The organism is Castellaniella sp., from assembly GCF_004321985.1.
In the GTDB taxonomy this organism is placed as follows: Bacteria; Pseudomonadota; Gammaproteobacteria; order Burkholderiales; family Burkholderiaceae_B; genus Castellaniella.
In genome coordinates this window covers 74,237-98,662 of record NZ_SCQN01000009.1, presented here as the reverse complement: position 1 = coordinate 98,662, position 24,426 = coordinate 74,237, and the positions used below count along the sequence as shown (strand labels likewise).

Here is a 24,426-nt window from a genome sequence, read left to right as displayed (position 1 = left end):
TTTTTCTTTGCAGGTGGAAACGAAATGGGATCTTCGCTTTTTTCGCCCTTGGCCCTGAAGGGCCTGACGCTGCCCAACCGCATCGTGGTCAGCCCGATGTGTCAATACAGCGCGGTAGAGGGCAGTGCCAGCCAGTGGCATCGTACGCATTGGGGGACACTGGCCGGCAGCGGTGCCGCCTTGCTGTTGATCGAAGCGACGGCGGTCGAGCCCGAGGGGCGGATCACCTACGGCGATCTGGGGATTTACTCGGATGCCAATGAGCACGCGCTTGCTGAAGTCCTGGACGGCGTGCGCGCCAGTAGCGACATGCCGATCGGGATTCAGCTGGGCCATGCCGGGCGCAAGGCGTCCTGCGAGGTGCCCTGGGGGGGCGGTCATCAGATCGCACCTGCGGACACCGGGGGGTGGCAGACCGTCGCGCCTTCCGCCGTACCGATTCACGAAGGGGATCACCCGCCGGCCGCGCTGGACCGGAAGGATCTGGTCCGCATTCGGGACGCTTTCGTCACTGCTGCCCGGCGGACGGACCGCCTTGGACTCGCGGCGATTCAGTTGCACTTTGCCCACGGCTACCTGGTGCATCAGTTCCTGTCGCCGATCTCCAATCAACGTACGGATGAGTATGGCGGCTCGCTGGAGAACCGTCTGCGCTATCCCTTGGAGCTGTTCGATGCCGTGCGCCAGGTCTGGTCCCATCGGCCGCTGGGCATTCGTGTGTCCGCCACCGATTGGGTAGCAGGCGGCTGGGATCTGCCCCAGACCGTCGCTTTGGCGCAGCGTGTCCGCGAACTTGGCTGCGACTGGATAGACGTATCCTCGGGCGGTCTGAGCGCGCAGCAGCAGATCCAGGCCGGGCCGGGCTATCAGGTGCCGTTTGCCCGTGAGATCCGCCGCGCAGCCGGGATGCTGACGAGTGCGGTGGGCTTGATCACGGAGCCCCGGCAGGCCGAAGACATCGTATCTGGCGGGTCCGCCGATCTGGTGACGCTGGCCCGTGCGTTGCTGTGGAACCCGCACTGGCCCTGGCGGGCCGCAGCCGAGCTGGGTGCCAGTGTGACGGCGCCCGCCCAGTACTGGCGCAGCCAGCCGCACGGCGTACGGGGAGTGTTCGAGGAACGGCTCGTCGGTTCCACAAAGGCGCGTCTGCGCAAGTGACTCCTCCCACCTCGGGGAGTCACTGTGGCGGCAGGCCGCATGTGGGTTATCCTCGGGGAACCCAACACTCACTGAGAGTTCATCATGTTTGATCTTGCCGGGCAGGTTGCGCTTGTCACCGGGTCGTCGCGAGGCATTGGGCTTGCCTCCGCCCGCGCGCTCGGGAAGCAGGGCGCCACCGTCATCCTCAATGGCCGCAACGCCGTAGCGGTGGAAGAGGCGGTGGGCCTGCTGCGCGAGGAAGGCATAGCGGCGCATGTCGCCATCTTCGATGTGGCCGATGTCGAGGGCGCGAAGCGCGTGGTGGATGCAAAAGTGGCCGAGCTTGGCGCCATTGACATCCTGTTCGCCAATGCCGGCGTGCAGTACCGCGCGCCGCTGTTCAGTGTGCCGCAGTCGGAGTTCGAACGGATCGTGTTCACGAACCTCACCGCGCAGTGGGCCCTGGGACGCCATCTGGCCGCCGGCATGGCCAGTCGCGGGCACGGACGCATCATCTTCACGGGCTCGATCACGGCGATACTGGGTCGCCGAGACATCACGGCCTACGTGGCGGCCAAGTCGGCGCTGCATGGCGTGACCCGGCAATGGGCGGCGGAATTCGCAGACTCGGGCGTCACGGTGAATGCGGTGGCGCCCGGCTACATCCGCACGGAACTGACCGAGGCGCTCTGGCACGACGAGGCCTTCAACGCGTGGCTGGTGGAGCGGGTTCCGCAGAAGCGCTGGGGGAGCCCGGAGGATATTGCCTCTGCCGTCGTGTTCCTGGCGGCACGGGAGTCCGGATTCGTGACTGGCCAGATCCTGGCCGTAGATGGCGGCACCACCAGCGTCCTCTGACGGCCTGGTGATTCGTACTACACTCGACTGGCAGAACTTCCATCGAGCGCGGCGTGGTCCGCCCTTGAGCGGGCGCTCGCCGCAGTGTTTTTTCAATGTTTTCAGGTTTCCCCATGACTGCTACTCAATACCCGAATACCAAGCTTTTGATCGCCAACCAGTGGGTGGATGCCGCCGATGGCAAGACACTGGATGTCCTGAATCCCGCAACCGGCGAGGTCATCGGAAAGGTCGCCCATGCGTCCAAGGTGGATCTCGACCGGGCGCTGAAAGCCGCTCAGGATGGCTTCACTGTGTGGCGGAACACTTCCGCCCACGAGCGTGCCGCCACAATGCGCCGCGCAGCGGCGTTGCTGCGTGAGCGCGCGGGCGACATTGCGCGCCTGCTCACCCGGGAACAGGGCAAGCCGCTGGCTGAAGCCACGGCTGAGACGCTGGCGGGTGCAGGCCTGATCGAATGGTTCGCCGACGAGGGCCTGCGCGTCTATGGCCGCATCGTGCCGTCGCGCAATGTCAGCGCGCTGCAATTGGTGATCAAGGAGCCGGTCGGACCAGTGGCCGCGTTCACGCCGTGGAACTTCCCGATCAATCAGGTCGTACGCAAGTTGGGCCCGGCGCTGGCGGCGGGCTGCTCCATCCTGTGCAAGGCCCCCGAGGAAACGCCGGCCTCTCCGGCGGCGCTGCTGCAGACTTTCGTGGACGCCGGCGTGCCGGCGGGGGTGGTAGGCCTCGTCTATGGCAATCCGGCTGAAATTTCCAGCTATCTGATCGCGCATCCCACAATCCAGATGGTGACGTTCACGGGGTCGATCCCCGTTGGCAAACAACTGGCGTCGCTGGCAGGTGCGCATATGAAGCGCGTCACGATGGAACTGGGCGGCCACGCGCCGGTGATCATTGCAGACGACGCCGACCTGGATGTAGCGGTGAAGGTCTCGGCCATGTCGAAGTTCCGTAATGCCGGGCAGGTCTGCATTTCGCCGACCCGCTTCCTGGTGCACAAGAGCCTCGAGAAGCCTTTCACGCAGGCCTTCGTGAAGTACGCGGAGTCCCTGAATCTGGGCGACGGCCTGTCGGAAGGTACAACGCTCGGGCCGTTGGCCAACCCGCGCCGCATCACGGCCATGGAAGAAGTGGTCGCCGATGCGCGCAAACGTGGTGCCGAGATCGTCACGGGCGGAGCGCGCGTCGGCCAGGCGGGGAACTTCTTTGCGCCGACCGTGGTGACCAACCTGTCGCTCGAAGCCGATCTGTTCAACAAGGAACCCTTCGGCCCGATTGCCGGTATCCGCACCTTCGATCACCTGGACGAAGCCATCACCGAGGCGAATCGCCTGTCGTTCGGTCTGTCGGCCTACGCCTTCACGCGCTCTTTCAAGAACGTGCGCTTGCTGGCCGACCAGATCCAGGCCGGCATGCTCTGGATCAATCAGCCGGCCACTCCGTCGGCCGAGCTGCCCTTTGGCGGTATCAAGGATTCCGGCTACGGCTCGGAAGGCGGCCCCGAAGCGCTGGAAACCTACCTCAACACCAAGGCGGTCTCGGCCGTCGGTGTCTGACGGTCAGGCCCCGGCGCCGGCCTTGCCGCCAAGCTCGTCGTCGATGTGGATGCGGATGATCTGGTCGAAGTCCGCATCCGCCTTGAAGCCCAGCGCAACGGCCCGCCGGGTGTCGAAATTGCGCGGCCAGCCCGCCACGATGTCGATGATGGTCTGATCGGGCTCGTGGCGGATGAGGCGCACCGCCGATTCGCCGGCGATGCGACGCAGGGCCTCGATTTCTTCGCCCACCGTGGCCGACAGCCCTGGCATGCTGAGGCAGCGCCGGTTGCCCAGCCGGGCCAGGTCCAGCGTTCCCGCGTGAGTCAGAAAGCCGATCGCGGCTCGTGGGCTGGCAAACCAGTGGCGCACGTCGGTGGACACCGGCAGCACGGCTTCCTGGCCGGACAGCGGTTCGCGCAGGATGTTGGAGAAGAACCCCGAGGCCGCCTTGTTCGGTTTGCCGGGGCGCACACAGATGGTGGGCAGGCGGATGGCGATGCCGTCCAGGAATCCCTTGCGCGTGTAATCCGACAGCAACAGCTCGTCGATCGCCTTCTGGGTGCCATAGCTGGTCAGCGGTGTGGAGAAGAATTCGTCGTCGATGCGGTCGGGGAACGGCGCACCGAACACCGCGATGGAGGACGTGAACACCAGCCGTGGCCGGTATGGCGTCTGCAGGCCTTGCTGGCGGATGGCTTCCAGCAGGAAGCGCGTGCCGTCCAGGTTGATGCGGTAGCCCTTGTCGAAATTCGCCTCGGCTTCGCCCGAGACGATGGCGGCCAGGTGGAAGATCACGTCGGGGCGCGCGGCCACCAGGCTGGTTGCGGCTCCTGGCTGCGCCAGGTCGATGGCGATGGTGTTCACGGTGCCGCCGAAGCGGGTCGGCGTGTCCGGTGCGATGACATCGGCTAGCGTCAGTTGGTCCACGGTTGCGTGGCCCAGTCGCCCGTCCGCCGCCAGGCGTTGGGTGAGCTTGCGGCCAATCATGCCCGCGGCGCCAATGATCAGGATATGCATGTCGAACCTCTGGTTGGGTGCGGGCCGACGGACTCCGGCCTGCGTGATTTTGCCGACTGCGGCCACCTCATCTTACGGTGAGGCGTGGCGATCGTGAAGGGTTGTTATCCCTAAAAAATTCCATAATGTGAACAGTCGGTGCGCATGATGGGGATTTCCCTGCTTACGTGGCGTCCGGACGTAGTGCAGAATTCCGGTAGGCAATCAAGCAGACCAGAATTCGAACACAAGGACGTGCAATGGCATCAGTGCAGCTCCGGGCAGTTCAGAAGTCCTTTGGTGGCACCCAGGTCATTCGGGGGGTGGACGTAGAAGTCAAAGACGGTCAGTTCGTCGTACTGGTGGGACCTTCCGGGTGCGGGAAGTCCACCTTGCTGCGCATGCTGGCCGGGCTGGAGCAGATCTCCGGTGGCGAGATCCTGATCGACGGTCGTGTCGTCAACACCCTGTCGCCCAAAGCGCGCGACGTCGCGATGGTGTTCCAGAACTACGCGCTTTATCCCCACATGACGGTTTTCGACAACATGGCGTTCTCGCTCATGCTGGCCCAGACCGATCGCGACGAAATCCGCAAGCGTGTGGACCAGGCCTCGGAAATCCTCGGTTTGTCCCAGCTCTTGAAGCGTTATCCGCGTCAACTGTCCGGCGGACAGCGCCAGCGGGTGGCCATGGGGCGTGCCATTGTCCGCAACCCCCAGGTCTTTCTGTTCGACGAACCGCTGTCCAATCTGGATGCCAAGCTGCGGGTGCAGATGCGTGCGGAAATCCGCGCGCTGCACCAGCGGCTGCAGGCCACGTCCGTCTATGTGACCCATGACCAGATCGAGGCCATGACCATGGGCGATCTCATCGTGGTCATGAACGATGGCCGGGTCGAGCAGCAGGGTCAGCCGTTGGATCTCTACGACCGGCCCGACAATCTGTTCGTGGCCAGCTTCATCGGCTCGCCCACCATGAATCTGCTGCCAGGCGTGCTGCATCGCACGACCGAAGGCGACCAGGTCCACTTCGAAAACGGCACCCTTCTGCCGGTGCCGCGGGCCGCCAGCGGCCTGGGCCAAGACGGCCAGAAAGTCATTTATGGCGTGCGCCCGGAGCATATGTCCATGGCCACGAGCGGCCATGGCCTCGAGGCGGTGGTCACCGTAGTCGAACCCACCGGGGCTGACACCGAAGTCCATGCGCGTGTCGATTCCGTCGACGTGGTGGCGGTATTCCGCGAGCGCCAGAATCTGCATCCGGGCGATACAGTGTTCCTGGCGCCGGACCCGGCGTTTACGCACCTGTTCGACGAAGGTTCCGGAAAAGCAATGAGGCAGTGATGTTTCCCAGCCGGTTGGCCTGGCAGTTCGTGCCCGTGTGCACGGAAAATTTCCTTGAAGGAGCAGAGACATGGCTAAGTTCACAAGACGTGATTTTCTGACGACCACCGCTGCGGCGGCCGCCTCCACTGCTTTTCCGGGGTTGGCCGCCGCCGCCGGTACCGGAACCAAGCTGCTGCATGCACCCGAAAAGGGCGCAAAACTGAACGTGCTGCGGTGGCACGCCTTCGTCCAGGGCGATGCCGACCAATGGAAGGTCAACACCGAGAAATTCACCAAGCAGACCGGCATCCCCGTGAAGGTGGACGACGTAGGCTGGGAAGACGTCCGTGCCAAGGCCGCCCTGGCTGCACGTGTCGGCAGCGGCCCAGACATCATCATCAGCTGGTTCGACGATCCCGAGCAGTTTCCCGACAAGCTCCTCGATGTGTCCGAGCTGGGCGATTACCTGGGCAAGAAATACGGCGGCTGGTATGACGTCTGCAAGCGTTATGGACGGCACGGGGGCAAATGGATTGCCATCCCGCTGGGCTCCAACGGCAACGCCATTGCCTATCGCGAAAGCGCGGTCAAGGCTGCAGGCTTCGATGGGGTTCCCAAGGACCTCGCAGGATTCCTCAAACTGTGCCAGGCGCTGAAGGCCAAGGGCACACCGGCCGGCTTTGCTTTCGGCCATGCGGTGGGCGACGGCAACAATTTCTGCCATTGGCTGTTGTGGTCGCACGGCGGCAAGGTCGCAAGTCCGAAGGGCCAGGTCGTGCTGGATACCCCCGAGACCGTTGCAGCGCTCGAATATGCGACCCAGCTCTACAAGACCTTCATCCCCGGGACCCTGGGCTGGAACGATACGTCCAACAACCGGGCCTTCCTGGACAACCAGATCTTTCTGACGGCCAATGGCATTTCGCTCTACTACAGTGCCAAGACGTCCAAGGATCCGAAGATGAATGCGATGGCTCAGGACATGGCGCACTCGCATTTCCCGGTGGGGGCCAGCGGCAAGCATACCGAGCTGATGCAGATCAGCCAGTTCATGCACTTCAAGTATTCCAAATACCCCAATGCGGCAAAGGCCTACACGCAGTTCATGATGGAAGCCGACCAGTACAACCCCTGGATGGAATCTTCCATCGGCTACGTCAGCCAGCCGCTGAAGGCCTACGAGGCCAATCCTGTCTGGAACGATCCCAAGATCACCGTGTACCGGGATTCGACGGGCATCATGCTGGACAATGGCTACGATGGCCCGCTGGGAGCCGCGTCCGCCGCGGTGATGGCGAACTACGTGGTGGTCGACATGTTTGCAGCCGCCGTCAGCGGCTCCAAGACGCCCAAGCAGGCGGCCGCCGAAGCGGCTGAACGGGCCAAGCGCTACTACAAGTCCTGACCAACCCGTGCGGCTGGTCGCCGGTCCATGCCCCGGCGATCGGTTGCGCGGCTGATCGGGCCGGGCGCCTGCCGCCCGGCCGTGATCACGCAAAGGGGTACCCATGCTGTCCCATCGATTTGACAACAGCAATCTGCTGGGCTGGATCTTCATGGCTCCAGCCGCCGTCTTGCTGCTGTTCTTTCTGACTTACCCGCTGGGCCTCGGCGTCTGGCTGGGGTTCACCGATACAACGATCGGCAGTGACGGGCGCTGGATCGGGCTGAGCAATTATGCCTACCTGGTGGGTGATCCGATTTCGCGATTGGCGCTGTTCAACACGATCCTCTATACGGTGGTGGCGTGTGCCTTCAAGTTCGTGCTCGGCCTGTGGCTGGCTGTCCTGCTGAATCACAAGCTGCGCATGCAGTCGTTCTTCCGGTCCGTGATCATGCTGCCGTGGATCGTTCCCACAGCGCTGTCCGCTCTGGCCTTCTGGTGGATGTACGACCCGCAGTTCTCCATCATCAGCTGGGTGCTGGTCAAGTTCGGACTCATCGACCATTACATCGATTTCCTGGGTGATCCGTGGATGGCCCGCCTGTCGGTGGTGATTGCCAACATCTGGCGCGGGATTCCATTCTTTGCCATCACGCTGCTGGCTGGCCTGCAGACCATCTCCCCCACGCTCTACGAGGCCGCCGCCATCGATGGGGTCACGCCCTGGCAGCAGTTCCGCTATGTGACGCTGCCGCTGCTCACCCCCATCATCGCTGTGGTGGCCACCTTCTCGGTGCTCTTCACCTTCACCGACTTCCAGTTGGTGTACGTGCTGACCCGTGGCGGTCCGGTGAATGCCACGCAGCTCATGACGACGCTGTCGTATCAGCAGGCGATCTCGGGCGGCGCGCTGGGCGAGGGCTCGGCGCTGGCCATCATGATGGTGCCGTTCCTTCTGGCATCCGTTCTGTTCTCGTACTTTGGCCTGCAGCGCCGGGCCTGGCAACGCGGGGGTGACAAATGAGTGACAAGAACAACGCAGAACCGGAAGGCATGGAGTATCTGCAGTCCCTGCCTCGCCGCTGGGTCACGGTCTACATCCCATTGGGCATCCTGGTGTTCGTGCTGCTGTTTCCGTTCTACTGGATGGTGATCACGGCGTTCAAGCCCGCCTCGGAACTTGCCCTGCACACCAGCAACCCGTTCTGGGTCAGCGCCCCCACGTTGGAGCACTTCAAGGATCTGCTGTTCAACACGCCGTTTCCGAAATGGATGCTGAACACGCTCATCGTGTCCGTGGTGGCGACCGTCCTGTCGCTGGCCTGCGGAACGTTCGCCGCCTATGCGATCGAGCGCCTGCGCTTTCAGGGGTCCAAGCAGGTGGGGATGGCGATCTTCTTTGCGTATCTGGTTCCGCCTTCCATCCTGTTCATTCCGCTGGCTTCCATCGTCTTCAAGATGGGGCTGTTCGACTCGCGCTGGGCGCTGATCCTGACGTATCCCACCTTCCTGATCCCGTTCTCTACCTGGCTGCTGATGGGCTATTTCCGTTCCATCCCGTACGAGCTTGAAGAGTGCGCGCTCATCGACGGGGCGACGCGCTGGCAGATTCTCGTGAAGATCGTCCTGCCGTTATCGGTTCCGGGGCTGATTTCGGCCGGCATCTTTGCCTTCACCCTGTCCTGGAACGAGTACATCTATGCGCTGACGCTGATCTCCTCGTCGGACATGAAGACGGTACCCGTGGGGATGACCACGGAGCTCATCGAGGGCGACGTCTACCACTGGGGTCAGCTGATGGCGGGCGCGCTGCTGGGGTCGTTGCCGGTGGCGGTCATCTACTCGTTTTTTGCGGAGTACTATGTATCCGGCATGACGGGTGCCATCAAGGAATAGCGACAAGTGGGGTGTTCGATGTCTGGAAGCGGTGGCTTCAAGCGCGGCCTGACGAGTTACGGGGACGTCGAGTTCTCGCTGTTCCTGCGCAAGGCCTTCATCAAGGGTGCCGGGTACACCGACGACGCACTGGATCGCCCCATCGTGGGCATCACCAATACCGGCAGCGGCTTCAATCCCTGTCACGGCAACATGCCGCAGCTCATCGAGGCCGTCAAGCGCGGCGTGATGCTGGCGGGCGGCCTGCCGTTTGATTTCCCGACGATCTCGATTCACGAGAGCTTCGCCTTCCCCACCAGCATGTACCAGCGCAACCTGATGTCCATGGACACCGAGGAGCAGATCCGCGCTCTGCCCATCGACGCCGTCGTGCTCATCGGCGGCTGCGACAAGACGGTACCGGCGCAGCTCATGGGGGCCGCGTCGGCGGGGTTGCCCGCCATTCAGTTGGTGACTGGCTCCATGTTGAATGGCTCGCATCATGGGACGCGGGTCGGGGCGTGTACAGACTGCCGACGCTACTGGGGCAGCTATCGTGCCGGCGAGATCGACAGCGACGAGATCGCAGCCGTCAATGACAATCTGGTGGCCAGCGTCGGAACCTGCTGCGTCATGGGCACGGCCAGCACCATGGCGTGCCTGGGCGAGGCATTGGGCATCATGTTGCCGGGGGGCGCCACGGCGCCTGCCGTGTCGGCCGACCGCATCCGGATGGCCGAGCAGACCGGCAAGCAGGCAGTCACCATGATCGCGCAGCACCTGGTGCCGGAGCGTATCCTGACCCCCGATGCGTTCGAGAATGCCCTGCGGGTGCTGCTGGCGATCGGCGGGTCGACCAACGGCATCATCCACCTGACGGCCATCGCGGGGCGCATGGGCATCCGCATCGATCTGGACCAGGTCGACCGGATGAGCCAGGAGACGCCGGTTCTGGTGGATCTGAAGCCGTCGGGCAGTCATTACATGAGCGATCTGCATCACGCGGGGGGCCTGGCTCCGGTGCTGCGCGAATTGCGCCCGTTGCTGCATCTGGATGCGCTGACCGTCACGGGCCGCACTCTGGGCGAGGAACTGGATGCCGCGCCGCCGGCCTTCAGCCAGGACGTCGTGCGGCCCTTTGATCATCCCGTGTATCCGCTTGGCAGCTTTGCCGTGTTGCGCGGCAATCTGGCGCCGGGCGGGGCGATCATCAAGCAGTCTGCGGCTTCAGCCGACCTCATGGAGCACGAGGGGCGGGCAATCGTCTTCGACAATGCACAGGACATGGCCGAGCGCCTGGATGACCCTGGGCTCGATGTCCGGGCGGACGACATCCTGGTGCTGCGGCAGATTGGCCCCGTGGGGGCGCCCGGCATGCCGGAGGCAGGCTACATCCCTATCCCGCGCAAGCTTGCGCGCCAGGGAGTGCACGACATGGTGCGTGTTTCGGATGGCCGCATGAGCGGTACCGCGGCTGGCACCATCGTGCTGCACGTGACGCCTGAGTCGGCCTGTGGCGGGCCGCTCGCGCTGGTGCGCACCGGGGACCGCATCCGGCTCAGCGTGCATGACCGCAGCCTGAGCCTGTTGGTCAGCGATGCGGAGCTGGCCTCGCGTGCGGCGTCCCGTTCCGAACCGTCACCCGACCCGGACCAGCGGGGCTACCGCAAGCTGTATGTAGAGTCCGTGCTGCAGGCCGATCAGGGCTGCGACTTCGGGTTTCTGCAATCGCCCCGGCGCGACGTCAGCGTCCCCAAGCCGTAGCCGGTCGTATCGTCCGGGGGGCCCCGCACGGCGCCCTGAAACCTGGTTGGGGCGGATCAGGCCTCCCACGCGATGACCTTGCCAGGATTGAAGATGTTGTTCGGGTCGTAGGCGTGCTTGATCAGGCGCATGAGTTCCAGTGCGGCTTCCCCGTGTTCCGCCTTCAGAAACTCCATCTTGTGGATGCCTACGCCATGCTCGCCTGAGCAGGTTCCGTCCATGGCGATGGCGCGGTGGACCAGGCGGTGGTTGATCGCTTCGGACTTTTGCCATTCTTCGGGCTTGTCGGGGTCGATCAGCATCTGCACGTGAAAGTTGCCGTCGCCGACGTGGCCCACGATGGTGTACGGGAACGGCATGCCTTCCAGATCGGCGGCCGTCTGCGTCACGCAGTCGGCCAGGCGTGAAATCGGCACGCAGACATCGGTGGCCACGCTGCGGCTGCCCGGGCGCAGCTGCAGGCCGGCGTAATGGGAATTGTGCCGCGCGTGCCACAGGCGGGTGCGGTCCTCGGGACGCTCCGCCCACTGGAAGTCCATCCCGCCGTTACCCTGCGTGATTTCCTGCACGGCCTCGATCTGTTCCTGGACGCCCGTCTTGCTGCCGTGGAATTCGAACAGCAGCAGCGGTGTTTCCTTCAGCCCGAGCTTGCTGTGGCGGTTCACGGCGTTGACCGCGTGCTGGTCCATGAATTCGACGCGTGCGATGGGCACGCCGTATTGCATGATCTCGACCACAGACTGGACGGCGTCGGACAGCGTCGGGAAGTTGCAGATAGCGGCCGAGATCGTTTCCGGACGCGGGTAGACGCGGACGGTGATTTCCACGATGATGCCCAGCGTGCCTTCGCTGCCCACGTACAGATGGGTCAGATCGTAACCAGAAGACGATTTGCGGGCCCGGCTGGCGGTGCGCACGATGTCGCCCTGGGCGGTCACGACTTTCAGCGAGACCACGTTTTCGCGCATGGTGCCGTAGCGCACGGCGTTGGTGCCCGACGCACGCGTGGCGGTCATGCCGCCGATGGAAGCGTGGGCGCCGGGGTCGATGGGGAAGAACAGCCCGGTGTCGCGGATTTCGTCGTTCAACTGGGTGCGGATGACTCCGGGTTGCACCGTGACGGTGAAGTCTTCGGCGTTGATGGCCAGCACCCGGTTCATCTCGGTGAAGTCCAGTGTGATGCCGCCCTGGATGGGGAGTACGTGGCCTTCAAGCGACGAACCGATCCCGAAGGGGATCACCGGTACCTTGTACCGGTTGCACAGCCGGACGATTTGCACGACCTCGTCCTCGTTGTGCGGGAAGATTACGGCGTCGGGCGGGCATACCGGGTAGGGGGATTCGTCTGTCCCGTGGTGAGTCCGGACGGCCTCTGATGTGATGAAGCGGTCGCCGAACAGCGCCCGGAATTCGCTCGCGCAGTCGGGTGGAATGGCGCGGTGCAGTATCTTAAGGGTCAGGGTATCCATGGTCGGCTCAGGACGCGGGTCGCCATGGCCGGCAAGGTGCCGTCGGCCATGGCGGTGCGTGCCGTTCAGTGGCTGTCGCGGGCTTCGCCGCGGGTTTCGATGATGTTCAAGTACAGCGTGGCGGGCTCCATGCAGGCGCCGGTACCATGCTGGCCGACGGTGTTGCGGTAGATTTCCTCCCAGGGCGTCTGGTTCACCAGCTTCGGCGGCTGCCAGGCGGCGCGCCGCTTGGCCAGTTCCTCGTCGGGAATCAGGACGTCCACACGGCAGGTATTCAAGTCCAGCCGAATGACGTCGCCGTCCTTGAGCAGTGCGAGCCCGCCGCCGATGGCGGATTCAGGCGTCACGTTCAGGATGGACGGGCTGGCCGATGTTCCGCTCTGGCGGCCGTCGCCCATGGTTGGCAGCGTGTCGATGCCCCTGGCGAGCAGTGCGGCCGGCGGCTGCATGTTGACCACTTCGGGACCGCCCGGGTAGCCCACGGGCCCCACGTTGCGGATGACCAGGATGGTCTTGTCGTCGATGCCCAGTGCAGGGTCCTCGATGCGCGCGTGGTAGTCTTCCGGACCTTCGAAGACCACAGTCTTCAGGTCCACGCGATTGGGGTGTGCCGGGTCGGCCAGGAAGCGCTGGCGGAATTTCTCGTCGATCACGCTGGTCTTGATGACGGCGTTGTCGAACAGATTGCCCGTGAGCACCACATAGCCCGCGTTGGGCTTGAGTGGCTTGTCGTACGCACGGATGACCTCGCGGTCGGCTTCAGGGATGTCCTTCAGGTTTTCAGCCAGCGTCTTGCCGGTCACCGTCATGACGTCCGTGTGCAGTTTGCCCGCCTGCATCAGTTCGCGCAACACGCCTGGCACGCCGCCCGCGCGGTGGAATTTTTCACCCAGGAAGCGCCCGGCCGGCTGGCAATCGACCAGCAGCGGGATGTGTGGCCCCAGGCGCTGCCAGTCCTGCAGATCGTGGTCCACGCCCATGTGGCGCGCGATGGCGATCATGTGGATAGGGCAGTTCGACGAGGCGCCCAGGGCAGCTGCGGCGACGACGGCGTTTTCGAAGGCCTGCTTGGTCATGATGTCGGACGGACGCAGGTTCTCATGCGCCATGCCGACGATGCGCCGGCCCGTCGCGTAGGCCATCTGGCCGCGTTCGCGGTAGGGGGCCGGGATGGCGGCGCAGCCTGGCAGCGACATGCCCAGCGTTTCTGCCAGCGAGTTCATGGACAGTGCGGTGCCCATGGTGTTGCAGTGGCCGACGGAAGGAGCGGCTGACGCCGCGATGTCCATGAAGTCGTTGTAGTTGATCTCGCCCACCGACAGCTTACGGCGGGCCTCCCAGATCACGGTGCCTGAGCCGGCCAGTTCGCCGTGCCACCAGCCGTCCAGCATGGGACCGCCCGACAGGACGATAGCCGGAATGTTGACGGTGGCGGCGGCCATCAGACAGGCGGGCGTCGTCTTGTCGCAGCCGGTGGTGAGCACCACCCCGTCCAGCGGGTAGCTGTGCAGCACTTCCACCAGCCCCAGATAAGCGAGGTTGCGCTCCATGGCGGCTGTGGGGCGTATGCCGGTTTCCTGCAGCGGATAGACCGGGAATTCCATTGGAATGCCGCCGGCGTCCCGGATCCCGTCGCGCGTCCGCTTGGCCAGCTCGATGTGGTGGCGGTTGCAGGGGCACAGATCGGAGCCGGTCTGGGCAATGCCGATGATGGGTTTGCCGGACTGGAGTTCTTCTCGGGTGAGACCGTAATTCAGATAGCGTTCGACGTACAGCGCCGTCATCCCCGGATTTGCGGCGCTGTCAAACCACCTGCGACTGCGGAGTTTCGATGATTTTTCTGATGTAGACATAAACGTATCCCTACCTCACTGTTGATTGAATCTCAGACCGCCTGCTCGCAGCGTTCATCATGCCGTCCGCAGTGTCAACTGTTATCTTAGTCCTCGGCCTTTCTCCGATGGGGTTTCCGGCCCGTGGCACGCTGGCGCCGTCACCAGTGTGCCACGGGATGCCGATGCGCTCACCCCCGGAAGGTGTACTGCGTGAGCGAGTCGCGTTTCATCTCGATGGAATAGCCGGGATGGGCCGGCGGCATGTAGGCTGCGTGACGGATCGTGCAGGGGTGGACGAAGTGCTCGTGCAGGTGGTCCACGTACTCGATCACGCGGCCTTCCTTGGTGCCTGAGAAGCACAGGTAGTCGATCATCGACAGGTGCTGCACGTATTCGCACAGACCCACGCCGCCCGCATGCGGGCAGACCTTCAGGCCGTGTTTCGCGGCCATCAGCATGACGGCCAGCACCTCGTTGACGCCCCCCAGCCGGCAGGCGTCGATCTGCACCACGTCGATGGCCGATTCCATGATCAGTTGCTTGAACAGGATGCGGTTCTGGCACATTTCGCCAGTGGCGACCTGCATTTGGCCCTGCATGGCCTGGCGGATACGGCGGTGGCCGGCGATGTCGTCCGGACTGGTCGGCTCTTCGATGAACCAGGGCTTCGCGAAGGCGAGCTGTTCCAGCCAGGGGATGGCCTGATCGACTTCCCAGACCTGGTTGGCGTCTATCATCAGGTGGCGATCCGGGCCTATGACTTCGCGAGCGATGCGCAGGCGGCGGATGTCATCCTGCAGGTCGCGCCCGACCTTCAGCTTGATGTGCGAAAACCCGGCATCGATGGCTTCGGTCGCGAGCCGGCGCAGCTTCTCGTCGCTGTAGCCCAGCCAGCCGGCCGAGGTGGTGTAGCACGGGTAGCCGTTCTGCTGCAGCTCCTGAAGGCGCGCGGCCTTGCCTTGTGCGCGCTCCGTCAGCAGCTTCAGGGCTTCTTCGGGCGTGATGCAATCCGTGATGTAGCGGAAGTCGATCAGTTGCACGATCTGTTCGGGCGTCATGTCAGCCACCAGTTGCCAGACCGGCTTGCCCGCCGATTTGGCCCAGAGGTCCCAGACCGCGTTGACCAGGGCCGCCGTGCCCAGATGGATCGCGCCCTTGTCCGGGCCGATCCAGCGCAACTGGCTGTCTGAGGTCATGTGCCGCCAGAAGCGGCCCATGTCCTCGGTGATCCAGTTGAGGTCCAGCCCGACCAGCAGGTGCTTGAGCGCGTGGATCGCCGTGCAGCAGATTTCCGTCCCGCGTCCGATGGTGAAGGTCAGTCCGTGGCCCTCCAGTCCGGGGACGTCCGTATGCAGGATGGCATAAGCGGCGGAATAGTCGGGGTCCGGATTCATCGCGTCCGAGCCGTCCAGATTCTTGGAAGTCGGGAAGCGTACGTCCAGTACTTCGACGGATTGGATGATGGTCATGCTTATTTACCTTCCTTCAGCACGTCTTGCGGCAGATCGGCGCCGTGGTATTTCTTGTAGACAGTGTTCAGCTCACCGTTCTTCAGGTCCTTGCGGATCATCTCGTTCAGCTTGTCGAGCAGCGCGGGGTTGTTCTTGGCGACGCCCAGGCCCAGCATCGAGGTGGCCATCACGACCTTCGTCACCAGGGGCGGCTTGCCGTTCTTTTGCAGTTCCTTGTTCAGCGAGGCGATGATGGCGGGTGCACCGGAGTAGATCTCCGCGCGGCCGCTGGTGACTGCGGTCATCGCTGTCGCGTCGTTTTCGAAGCGTACGATATTGGTGCCCATCGGGGCCAGCTTGGTGACGTTCATGTCGTTGGTGGTTCCGCGCGCGGTGACCACGGTCTTGCCCGCCAGATCGGACATCGACTTGATGTTAGCGCTGGCCGGCGCAGCGATCACGGACTGGATGGCGGCATACGGGATGGTGAAGTCCACGACCTTCTGGCGTTCCGGTGTGATCGTCAGGCTGGAGATCACCACATCGGCCTTGTTGGTGAGCAGGAACGGAATCCGGTTGGCCTGTGTCGTGGGCACGATGTCGAGCTTCACGCCCAGCTCTTTTGCGAACAGGCGCGCGGTTTCGACATCCGAGCCGACTTCTTTCAGGTTGGCGTCCTTCATGCCGTAGGGCGGCGCGTTCAGGTCGATGGCCACGCGCAGGGTCTTCTGCTGCTGGACTTGTGCCAGCGTGTTCGCCTGCGTGGGGACTGTTGCCGTGAACAAGGCGGTGGTTGCGATGGTCAGCGCGACTGCGCTGCGGTTCAACGTGAAGAAACTCATGGTTGTCTCCTGGGAGGAAGCGAGCCCGGCAGGGCTCGTCGGTTAAAGTCCGTTACTGACAAACTGCTGCAGTTCCGGGGTTTTGGGGTTGCGCAGGATGTCCGCTGTGCCTTGTTCGTGGATCTTGCCCTCGAACATGAAGATGATCCGGTGGGCCAGCTTCATGGCGAAGGCCATTTCGTGCGTCACCAGCACCATGGTCATGCCGCCTGCGGCGAGCTTCTCGATGACGCGCAGCACTTCGCCCGTGAGTTGCGGATCCAGGGCGGAAGTGACTTCGTCGAACAGCATCAGCTTGGGGTCCATGGCCAGGGACCGCGCGATGGCCACGCGTTGCTGCTGGCCGCCCGAGAGCTGCTCGGGGTAGAAGGCCAGCTTGTCCGACAGGCCCACCTTGGCGAGCACGTCTGCCGCGATCTTGCGGGCCTGCTCTTTGGAAATCTTGCGCACCGAACGAGGTGCCAGCGTGATGTTCTGTTCTACCGTCAGGTGGGGGAACAGGTTGTAGCTCTGGAATACGATCCCCACGTCCAGACGCAGGCTCTTCAGATCGCGGCTGGAGATGCCGGCGCCGAAGCTGTGGCCGCAGACGGTGATCTCGCCTTCGTTGATGATCTCGAGGTGGTCCATGCAGCGCAGTGCCGTGCTCTTGCCGGAGCCGCTCTGGCCGATGATGGCAATGATTTCGCCTTTCTGGACGCTGAGATCGACGCCCTTCAGGACGTGGTTGTCTCCGAACCATTTATGGACGTTCTTGAGGCGGACGATTTCTGTCATGTGAGGCTCCGTGGGTCGTCATTCAGGCCTGGTCGCGGGCGACCGTCAGCTTGCGCTCCAGCCTGAGGCTGACCCAGGACAGCGGATAGCAGATGACGAAGTACAGGGCGGCGGCGACACCGAAATACAGGAAAGGCTTGAAGGTCGAGTTGTTCAGGATCTTGGCGTTGTAGGAGAGTTCGGCAAAGCCGATCACCAGGGACGCAAAGGACGTGTTCTTCACGATCTGGACCATGAATCCGACCGTGGGAGGGGTGGCGATGCGCAATGCCTGGGGCAGAATGACCTTGAACATGCGCTGGATGCGGTTCAGCCCGAGGCATTCGGCCGCTTCCCATTGGTTTTTCGGGACGGATTCGATGCAGCCGCGCCAGATCTCGCCCAGGAAGGCCGCCGCGTGGATGGTCAGCGCCAGGACCGCCGCAAACATGGCTGGCGTGTCCGTGAAGCCCAGGATCGATGGGCCGTAGAAGCACACGCCCATGATGACCAGCAGCGGCGTACCCTGGATGAGGTTGATGTAGCCGAAGGCGCAGCCGCGCAGGACCTGGCTGGCCGAGACGCGCATGAGTGCAACGGCAAGCCCCAGCATGGCCGAGAAGACGAATGTCAGGGCGGACAGCTCTGCGGTGCCCCAGGCACCCTGAAGAAGATAAAGAATCTGTTCGTGGTTCATGGGGCGGCCTCAGAGCAGTGTGCCCAGCTTGCGTTTGCGCACGAACATGATCTTGCTGGCCAGTGCGAACATTCCGCGCACGAGGGCGGACATGATGAGGTACATCACCCAGAGCACGATGAAGACTTCGAAATTGCGGAACGTCATGGCCTGGATGTTGCCGGAGACGCCGAACAAGTCTTCGGTGCCGACGGCCGACAGCAAGCTGGTGACCAGCATGAGCAGGACGAACTGGCTGGTCAGGGCCGGGTAGACGCGCTCCAGTGCGGGCGACAGGATGACGTGCCAGTAGACCTGCAGCGGCGAGAGTCCCAGGCATTCACCGGCCTCACGCTGGCTGCGTGGAACGGATTCGATCCCCGCCCGTACGATCTCGCAGGTGTAGGCGGTGATGTTGATGACCAGTGCGAGGATAGCGCCGGCCATGATGGACATCTTCAGCCCCACGCTGGCCAGGCCGAAAATCAGGAAGTAGCTCTGGATGATGAGCGGGGTATTGCGGATGATTTCCACATAGGCACCTACGACGCGCCGGATGACGAGGGTGCCGGAACTGCGGGCGATTGCGCAGACCACGCCCATGACGAAGCCCGCCACCGTGGACCAGAACGACATGATCAGCGTCGTCTCTGCGCCCTGTAGCAGCATGGGCCAGTATTGCAGGACCGAGCTGAAATCGAATTGGTACGTCATGGTTGTGAACCTGTCTGCCACCGGAAGGCGGCCATGGAACCGTCTGTGCCCGATAGTCTAAATTGGTTGACCGGTAAAACCAGTTATGGATTTCCCTAGTATTTGAACAATTGGTTTGACCAGATAGAATGACCGCACATTCAGTGCTAAAGGTAGGGGTGGCATTCATGCAAAAGGCAGTCACCACCGCGCCGGTCCTGGACCGTGCGCGCAGCTACATGCACATTGCGGAGGTCCTGCGGCAGGAGATCCACCGGATGGACGTGCCGGTGGGCGCACGCCTGCCCTCCGAACGGGAACTGGCCCAGCGGCTGCAGATTTCCCGGCCCAGCCTGCGCGAGGCGCTGATCGTGCTGGAACTGCAGGGCGAAATCGAAATTCGCGTAGGATCGGGCATTTACCTGACGCGGGATGCTCTGCAGATCGTGCCGGTCCCGGAACTCCAGGCCGACGATGTGGCGTCCGAGGCGTCCCTGATGGGCTATAGCCCCAGGGAAGTGAATCAGACCCGTTTTTTTCTGGAAAGCGGCGTGGCGGCGCATGCGGCCCGCTTCATCACGCACAAGCAGCTCAAGGCGCTGTCGGCCAGTATGGCCACCATGCGCAAAGCCCTGGACTTGCGCGGCCATTCGGGGGACAAGCCGCTGGCCGATGCGGACCGCCAGTTCCATGCCACGCTGGCCTCGACGACCGACAACCGGCTGCTGGTCCAGACCATTGAAGATCTCTTTGACCAGCGCTACACGCCGATCGGCGGCTCGATGCACCGACTGTTCGACAACCAGCTGGTCTGGCAGAGCGCCGTGGATGAGCACCAGGCCGTTTATGACGCGGTGGCTGACCGCGATCCGCTGCAGGCCCAGGCGGCCATGCAGCGCCATCTGACCCGTGCGCATGCCCGCCTGATGGCCGTCATCGGGCCGCATTGATTCGGTTCGACGGCCGCCGACGCCTGGTGGTCAGTCCGCAAAATCAATACGGTTTCTTCTTCAGGAAACGGGTGCGCAGAAACAACGCCAGCATGACGGGCCACAGAAATATCGTCAGGAGGTCGAGAACCGGGTCACCCCAGAATATGGATGCCCAGTAGCTATCGATATCCACGAAGAACATGACGTGAAGGAGCATCAACACGCACCCGATGCCAACCCAAGTCAGCAGGATTGCAGCCATCGTACCCCCCTTCGTCATCAAGTCACATGCTTTGACTATAGGGCTCGTGGACGAGGTGGACAACACGGGAAGCCTGGAAACCCGGGGTATTGACGCCGACAACGTGACGATTATCAAGGCGAGCCCGGTGAAGCGCTTTTCAGTGCAACGCCCCATGGCGGTAATGGACTACGGTGTCAATATTCGTTGAAATCTGGGCGGAGTAATGAGGCCATGGCGACCAATATCAAAGTGAATGGGGTGCTGGTTGGTTATCCCGCAGGTAGCACCATCAGCGATGTCGTGGCGCGTCTGGCCGTCATGAGTCGATCCGTTGTCGTCAGGTACAACGATCGGACCGTGCCGATTCCGGAATTTGCCCGCGTCGTTTTGTCGGAAGATGACATGGTGGATGTGCGGTTCGGCGGGCGCACCGCCGAACTGAAAATGACGGGCCAATGAAACGGCCCGCGGCCCTTAGCGCGGGCCCGCAGTCCCCAGCAGGCCGCGTCGCGCCAGGTTCGCCATGAGCCAGATGATGCCCTGGGTCCACGCCGGGGCGTCTTCGCTGTGGGTGACGCGGTTGACCAGCGCCCCTAGCCGGGACGAGCGGATCTGCACTAGATCGCCCAGCTTGTGGGTGAATCCCTGGCCCGGCGCGTCGCGATCGTCTGTGGGGGCGAACAGCGTACCAGTGAACAGCATGAAGCCGTCCGGGTACTGGTGATGCCGGCCGCAGGTCTGGGCCGCGAGGTCCGTCAGGTCACGGCTGATCTGGCTGGTGGAGCTGTGACCCGACAGCCTGAAGCCGTCGTCGCCCGTCACATGCAGCTCCAGTTCCATGTGGCGCGCGTCGTCCAGCGTGAAGCGTTCGTCGAACAGGCGGATGAAGGGGCCGATCGCGCAGGAAGCGTTGTTGTCCTTGGCCTTGCCCAGCAGCAGCGCGCTGCGGCCTTCGATGTCGCGCAGGTTCACGTCGTTGCCCAGCGTCGCCCCGCGAATTTCGCCGCGTGAGTTCACGGCGAGCACCAGCTCGGGCTCGGGGTTGTTCCATTTCGAGGCTGCCAGGATGCCGATCGCCTCGCCACTACCGACGGCCGACAGCACGGGCGCCTTGGTGAAAACCTCGGCATCCGGCCCGATGCCGACTTCCAGATACTGGGACCAGAGCCCTTCCTTGATGAGGTACTGGCGGACTCGTGAGGCGTCGTCAGAGCCGGGGCGGATGCTGGAGACGGCTGAACCGATGACCTTGCCGATCTCGTCGCGGATTTGTGTCGCGCGCTTCGGGTCGCCGCCGGCCTTTTCTTCGATGACGCGTTCCAGCATGCTGCCGGCGAATGTGACCCCGCAGGCCTTGATGACCTGCAGGTCGCAGGGGGCGACGAAGCGCGCCGCCGTGCGGTTGTTGTCCAGCGTGCTGCGCATCACGGTGTCCAGGGACCATCGCGAGGTGGCCGGGGTGCGGGCCACGATCGCGGCGGGGTCGCGCTGTTCGAGCAGTTGCGACACGGTGGGGAAGTGCGGTGTCAGGTCGTGCAGCGCGTGGCCCTGGATGGCCACGACGCTGGGACCTTCGTCGCGCGGGTCGTGAATGCGGCCGATGAGCAGGGCCTGTTCATGGTCTTCGGGGAGTAGGGAGAGATGAGCTTGCATGGTGGTTCAGTAGGCTTGTTCGATGATGGCGATGGGTTGGTGGACGTTGACAGTATCGTCCACTTCGACCAGAAGGGTCTTGACGATACCGGCGTGCGGCGATTCGACTTCCAGGTTGATCTTGTCAGTCATGATCTCGGCGATGACCTCGCCCTGCTGGATCGAGTCGCCCACGGCCTTGCGCCAGGCAACCAGTGTGCCGGACTGGAAGTCGTTGGCCAGTTCCGGCAGGGTGACGGTATGTTCATGGTTCATGGGGGGTCTCCGTGGAAGCGTGAATCATGAGGTCTGCGAGATCCTCGAGAAAATGCCCGGCAGGTACGCCGTTGATGACGCGGTGATCATAGGTGAAGGATAGTGGAAGAACGGTTTCCACATGCCAACCCTGAGGGCTGTCGTCCGCCACCAGACCGGGGTGCGCGCGACCCATGCCCAGCACGCCGGACTGCCCGGGCGGGATGATGGGCGTGGCCCAGACCGTATGCTCGAGGCTGCCGTAGTTGCTGAGCGTGAAGGTACCGCCACGGACGTGTTCGAGCCCGAGCCCGCCCTCGCGTGCGAGGCCGATCAGCGTGTCGGTCTCTGCGGCGATATCCGCCACGGTCTTTTGACTGGCATCGCGGATGACCACGGCCTGCAGGTCGCCGTTGGGCATGGAGAGGGCCAGTGCCAGGTTGACCGGGCCATATTCGTAGACCACGCCCTCGTGCAGCGTGCCGTTCAGCGGCCGGTGGCGTTCCAGGCAACGGGCCGTCAGATGAAGCATGTGGTGGGTGAGGCTGGTTTCGACCCCGCGGGTACGCCAGGCGGCCTGCGCCTCGAGCAGCCCGCGGATGGGGATCTCGGCCATGGCGGTGACGCTGGCTGTCTCGTGCAGGCTGGCCGCAAGGCGCTCGGCCACGAACTTCTGCATGCCCGACAGCTTGTATTGGCGGGCGATGGGCACATGATTGAAGGTACTTTCCATGGCGTGATTCGTGGCAGGTCAGGAGTGGGGCGCAATCCCCGCACTCCGCAGGATGGCGGTGTGGATGTCCTGCCAGGTCGGCAGGGCGAGTTTGCGTAGTGGTCCGCTGGGGATGGGAACGGGTCTGGCCCCGACCCGGCTGGCGCGGACCGTTCGGCCTTCCGCGCCCAGAACTTCCATGACCCGTGCAATGACTTCTGCTCCGTGTCCGAAGGCCTTCCAGGCTTCGTGGACCGTCAGCAACCGGCCGGTCCGACGCACCGAGCCGATGACCGTGTCTTCGTCCCAGGGCGCGAGGGAGCGCAGGTCGATGACTTCCGCGTCCACGCCTTCCTCGGCTGCCTGCTGGGCGGCCCGCAGGACGTGCGGAAGCTCGGACCCGTAGGCGACGATGGTGAGGTCCCTTCCGGCGCGGGCGATTCGGGCGCTTCCCAATGTGGCGTCGGTGGCGTCCAGGTCCACCACCTCGCGGCGTCCGTGCGACAGTGACATGGGTTCGACGAACAGCACCGGCGCCGGGTCCCGGATCGCCGCCCGCATGAGCTGGTAGGCGTCCGGCGGTGTGGCCGGCATCACGACCTTCAGCCCCGGGACGTGGCAGAACCAGACCGAATAATCCTGCGGGTGGCCGCCGTACGGACCGTCGCCGGCGCGGGTGCGGATGACCACCTGGGGCGACACGGCGCCTGCCGTCATGTAGTGCAGGTTGGGGGCCTGATTGATGAGCTGGTTCATGGCGGCCGGCAGGAACTCCCCGAAGCTCAGCTCCACGATCGGTTTGCAGCCGAAGCACGAGGCGCCCAGGCCGATGCCCGCCATGGCGGATTCGCTGATGGGAGTCTCCAGAATCCGCTGTGGACCGAATTCCTCGTACAGTCCTTGTGTGCCCTGCATCACGCCGCCAAATGGCCCGACGTCCTGGCCGAGATAGAAGACGGTGTCGTCCGCGCGCATTTCGTGCCGGATGGCTTCGATCACCGCTTGTGCGAAGGTGAGCCTTGGATGACGAGTGGCCGTGGTGTCGGTGCCAGCCTGAGTCCTGACCTGATCCATGATGACCTCGAATGAAGGATGACCGTTTCAGGCCGGGGATGTCTGCGCGAGGACCTCGTCCAGGCCGAATTCGGGCTCGCCTGCGTCCGGTTGGTTCGCCGCGTATTCGATGGCGGCGTCTACCTGAGCTGCGATGGTGGCCCGCATCCGTTCCAGATCGACCGGGCTTGCCTCGCGTCGGTCCAGCAACCGCTGGCGCATGAGTTCCAGCGGGTCGCACGGGTGGTCGGGGACGTCGGCGGCCGTGCGGTAAGGTGTCTTGTCGTTGGCCCAGTGGCCGCCCTTACGCCATGTCCGGGCCTCGATCAGCGTGGGGCCTTGGCCCTCAGCTGCTCGGGCCATGGCCCGTGTGACCGCGTCGTGCACGGCTTCTGCGTCGTTGCCGTCCAGCGCAATGCCCGGGATTCCATAGCCTTTTGCGCGTTCGACAATGGGGGCAGGGAGGTAGCTGCGCGCCGGCTGGGAGATGGCCCAGCTGTTGTTCTGGCAGACGTAGACGATGGGAAGCTTCCAGAGCGCTGCGAGATTGACGCTTTCGTGAAAATCGCCGCGATTCGAGGTCCCGTCACCGAACGAACAGATGCAGACGCCGCCCCGCCCGCTGCGCTGCAACGCGAGCGCGGCGCCGGTCGCGATGCCCAGCGACGTTCCCAGGTCCCCGGCGACCCACGGGACGAATCCCAGCGCGGCTGGCCCGATGAAGGGGACCGAGCGGCCCTTGCTGTAGCCGCCAGCCTTGCCGAAGGCCTGGCAGGCGAGCCGCTTCATGTCGGCGCCGCGCATCAGGTAGGTGACGAACGGACCCCGGTAGTGCGGGGCGGCGATGTCGCCTTCGCGGATGCCCGCGAAGGCGCCCACGATCGTGGCCTCTTCACCTTCCGTCGAAAACCAGCGTGGATTCTTGCTGCTCAGGGCTGACTCAAGCTGGCGGCTGGTCAGCATCCAGCGATACAGATCGACTGCGTTCACGAT

General features: G+C 63.7%; 25 protein-coding genes. 11 read left to right on the top strand and 14 right to left on the bottom strand.

Features of this window, described 5'->3' with window-relative positions; genetic code table 11:
* Positions 1-24: 24 nt before the first annotated feature.
* The 3 genes from EPN31_RS01820 (at position 25) to EPN31_RS01810 (ending at position 3,557) form a co-directional block, all read left to right on the top strand.
* Positions 25-1,158: an NADH:flavin oxidoreductase/NADH oxidase gene (locus EPN31_RS01820; protein ID WP_291768626.1), complete on the top strand. Its 1,134-nt coding sequence runs from the start codon at positions 25-27 to the stop codon at positions 1,156-1,158.
* Between the two features lie 84 nt (positions 1,159-1,242).
* A complete protein-coding gene (locus EPN31_RS01815) occupies positions 1,243-1,998 on the top strand; it encodes an SDR family oxidoreductase (protein ID WP_291768624.1) in 756 nt (251 codons plus the stop codon).
* 113 nt (positions 1,999-2,111) lie between these two features.
* Positions 2,112-3,557: an NAD-dependent succinate-semialdehyde dehydrogenase gene (locus EPN31_RS01810; RefSeq protein ID WP_291768622.1), complete on the top strand. Its 1,446-nt coding sequence runs from the start codon at positions 2,112-2,114 to the stop codon at positions 3,555-3,557.
* 3 nt (positions 3,558-3,560) lie between these two features.
* Here EPN31_RS01810 and denD read toward each other — a convergent pair whose 3' ends face one another.
* On the bottom strand, positions 3,561-4,556 hold the full coding sequence (denD, locus tag EPN31_RS01805) for a D-erythronate dehydrogenase (protein WP_291768620.1): 996 nt from the start codon (positions 4,554-4,556) through the stop codon (positions 3,561-3,563).
* 239 nt (positions 4,557-4,795) lie between these two features.
* Between denD and EPN31_RS01800 the strand changes: the two genes are divergently transcribed.
* The 5 genes from EPN31_RS01800 (at position 4,796) to EPN31_RS01780 (ending at position 10,883) form a co-directional block, all read left to right on the top strand.
* A complete protein-coding gene (locus EPN31_RS01800) occupies positions 4,796-5,878 on the top strand; it encodes an ABC transporter ATP-binding protein (RefSeq protein ID WP_291768618.1) in 1,083 nt (360 codons plus the stop codon).
* 70 nt (positions 5,879-5,948) lie between these two features.
* Positions 5,949-7,265, top strand: a complete 1,317-nt coding sequence (locus EPN31_RS01795; RefSeq protein ID WP_291768615.1) for an ABC transporter substrate-binding protein — start codon at positions 5,949-5,951, stop codon at positions 7,263-7,265.
* 103 nt (positions 7,266-7,368) lie between these two features.
* The gene (locus EPN31_RS01790) at positions 7,369-8,268 is read left to right on the top strand and encodes a carbohydrate ABC transporter permease (RefSeq protein ID WP_291768612.1); all 900 of its coding nucleotides are present in this window, start codon (positions 7,369-7,371) and stop codon (positions 8,266-8,268) included.
* A complete protein-coding gene (locus tag EPN31_RS01785) occupies positions 8,265-9,140 on the top strand; it encodes a carbohydrate ABC transporter permease (protein ID WP_291768610.1) in 876 nt (291 codons plus the stop codon). The genes EPN31_RS01790 and EPN31_RS01785 overlap by 4 nt, the downstream gene beginning before the upstream one ends.
* 18 nt (positions 9,141-9,158) lie before the next feature.
* Complete coding sequence (locus EPN31_RS01780; RefSeq protein WP_291768608.1) at positions 9,159-10,883, top strand: IlvD/Edd family dehydratase; 1,725 nt, start codon at positions 9,159-9,161, stop codon at positions 10,881-10,883.
* A 56-nt stretch (positions 10,884-10,939) separates the two neighbouring features.
* Here EPN31_RS01780 and EPN31_RS01775 read toward each other — a convergent pair whose 3' ends face one another.
* The 7 genes from EPN31_RS01775 to EPN31_RS01745 all read right to left on the bottom strand — a co-directional run bounded on the left by EPN31_RS01775 (position 10,940) and on the right by EPN31_RS01745 (position 18,626).
* A complete protein-coding gene (locus EPN31_RS01775) occupies positions 10,940-12,352 on the bottom strand; it encodes an FAD-linked oxidase C-terminal domain-containing protein (protein WP_291768604.1) in 1,413 nt (470 codons plus the stop codon).
* Between the two features lie 65 nt (positions 12,353-12,417).
* A complete protein-coding gene (locus EPN31_RS01770; protein WP_291768601.1) occupies positions 12,418-14,205 on the bottom strand; it encodes an IlvD/Edd family dehydratase in 1,788 nt (595 codons plus the stop codon).
* Between the two features lie 170 nt (positions 14,206-14,375).
* On the bottom strand, positions 14,376-15,656 hold the full coding sequence (locus EPN31_RS01765) for an L-fuconate dehydratase (RefSeq protein ID WP_291768598.1): 1,281 nt from the start codon (positions 15,654-15,656) through the stop codon (positions 14,376-14,378).
* Positions 15,657-15,658: 2 nt separating this feature from the next.
* A complete protein-coding gene (locus EPN31_RS01760) occupies positions 15,659-16,480 on the bottom strand; it encodes a transporter substrate-binding domain-containing protein (RefSeq protein WP_291768594.1) in 822 nt (273 codons plus the stop codon).
* A gap of 42 nt (positions 16,481-16,522) precedes the next feature.
* Entirely contained in the window at positions 16,523-17,257 is a 735-nt protein-coding gene (locus EPN31_RS01755) for an amino acid ABC transporter ATP-binding protein (protein WP_291768591.1), read from the bottom strand.
* 22 nt (positions 17,258-17,279) lie between these two features.
* Complete coding sequence (locus EPN31_RS01750) at positions 17,280-17,933, bottom strand: amino acid ABC transporter permease (RefSeq protein WP_291768588.1); 654 nt, start codon at positions 17,931-17,933, stop codon at positions 17,280-17,282.
* Between the two features lie 9 nt (positions 17,934-17,942).
* Entirely contained in the window at positions 17,943-18,626 is a 684-nt protein-coding gene (locus tag EPN31_RS01745; protein ID WP_291768585.1) for an amino acid ABC transporter permease, read from the bottom strand.
* A 167-nt stretch (positions 18,627-18,793) separates the two neighbouring features.
* Here EPN31_RS01745 and EPN31_RS01740 point away from each other — a divergent pair, with 167 nt between their 5' ends.
* Entirely contained in the window at positions 18,794-19,555 is a 762-nt protein-coding gene (locus EPN31_RS01740; RefSeq protein WP_291768582.1) for a FadR/GntR family transcriptional regulator, read from the top strand.
* Between the two features lie 43 nt (positions 19,556-19,598).
* On the opposite strand, the gene EPN31_RS01735 is transcribed toward EPN31_RS01740, so the two are convergent.
* Complete coding sequence (locus EPN31_RS01735) at positions 19,599-19,799, bottom strand: hypothetical protein (protein WP_291768578.1); 201 nt, start codon at positions 19,797-19,799, stop codon at positions 19,599-19,601.
* A gap of 46 nt (positions 19,800-19,845) precedes the next feature.
* On the opposite strand from EPN31_RS01735, the gene EPN31_RS01730 reads away from it, so the two are divergent.
* The gene (locus EPN31_RS01730) at positions 19,846-19,989 is read left to right on the top strand and encodes a hypothetical protein (RefSeq protein WP_291768576.1); all 144 of its coding nucleotides are present in this window, start codon (positions 19,846-19,848) and stop codon (positions 19,987-19,989) included.
* 23 nt (positions 19,990-20,012) lie between these two features.
* On the top strand, positions 20,013-20,240 hold the full coding sequence (locus EPN31_RS01725) for a hypothetical protein (protein WP_291768573.1): 228 nt from the start codon (positions 20,013-20,015) through the stop codon (positions 20,238-20,240).
* Between the two features lie 15 nt (positions 20,241-20,255).
* On the opposite strand, the gene EPN31_RS01720 is transcribed toward EPN31_RS01725, so the two are convergent.
* From EPN31_RS01720 to EPN31_RS01700, 5 genes are read right to left on the bottom strand one after another with little or no spacing between them, the layout of a single operon-like run.
* On the bottom strand, positions 20,256-21,434 hold the full coding sequence (locus tag EPN31_RS01720; RefSeq protein WP_291768570.1) for a fumarylacetoacetate hydrolase family protein: 1,179 nt from the start codon (positions 21,432-21,434) through the stop codon (positions 20,256-20,258).
* A 6-nt stretch (positions 21,435-21,440) separates the two neighbouring features.
* On the bottom strand, positions 21,441-21,689 hold the full coding sequence (locus EPN31_RS01715; protein WP_291768568.1) for a lipoyl domain-containing protein: 249 nt from the start codon (positions 21,687-21,689) through the stop codon (positions 21,441-21,443).
* A complete protein-coding gene (locus tag EPN31_RS01710; protein WP_291768565.1) occupies positions 21,679-22,401 on the bottom strand; it encodes a 2-oxo acid dehydrogenase subunit E2 in 723 nt (240 codons plus the stop codon). Before EPN31_RS01710 ends, EPN31_RS01715 begins: the two co-directional genes overlap by 11 nt.
* A gap of 18 nt (positions 22,402-22,419) precedes the next feature.
* On the bottom strand, positions 22,420-23,454 hold the full coding sequence (locus EPN31_RS01705) for a transketolase C-terminal domain-containing protein (protein ID WP_291768563.1): 1,035 nt from the start codon (positions 23,452-23,454) through the stop codon (positions 22,420-22,422).
* 27 nt (positions 23,455-23,481) lie between these two features.
* A complete protein-coding gene (locus EPN31_RS01700; protein WP_291768559.1) occupies positions 23,482-24,423 on the bottom strand; it encodes a thiamine pyrophosphate-dependent dehydrogenase E1 component subunit alpha in 942 nt (313 codons plus the stop codon).
* Positions 24,424-24,426: the final 3 nt, after the last annotated feature.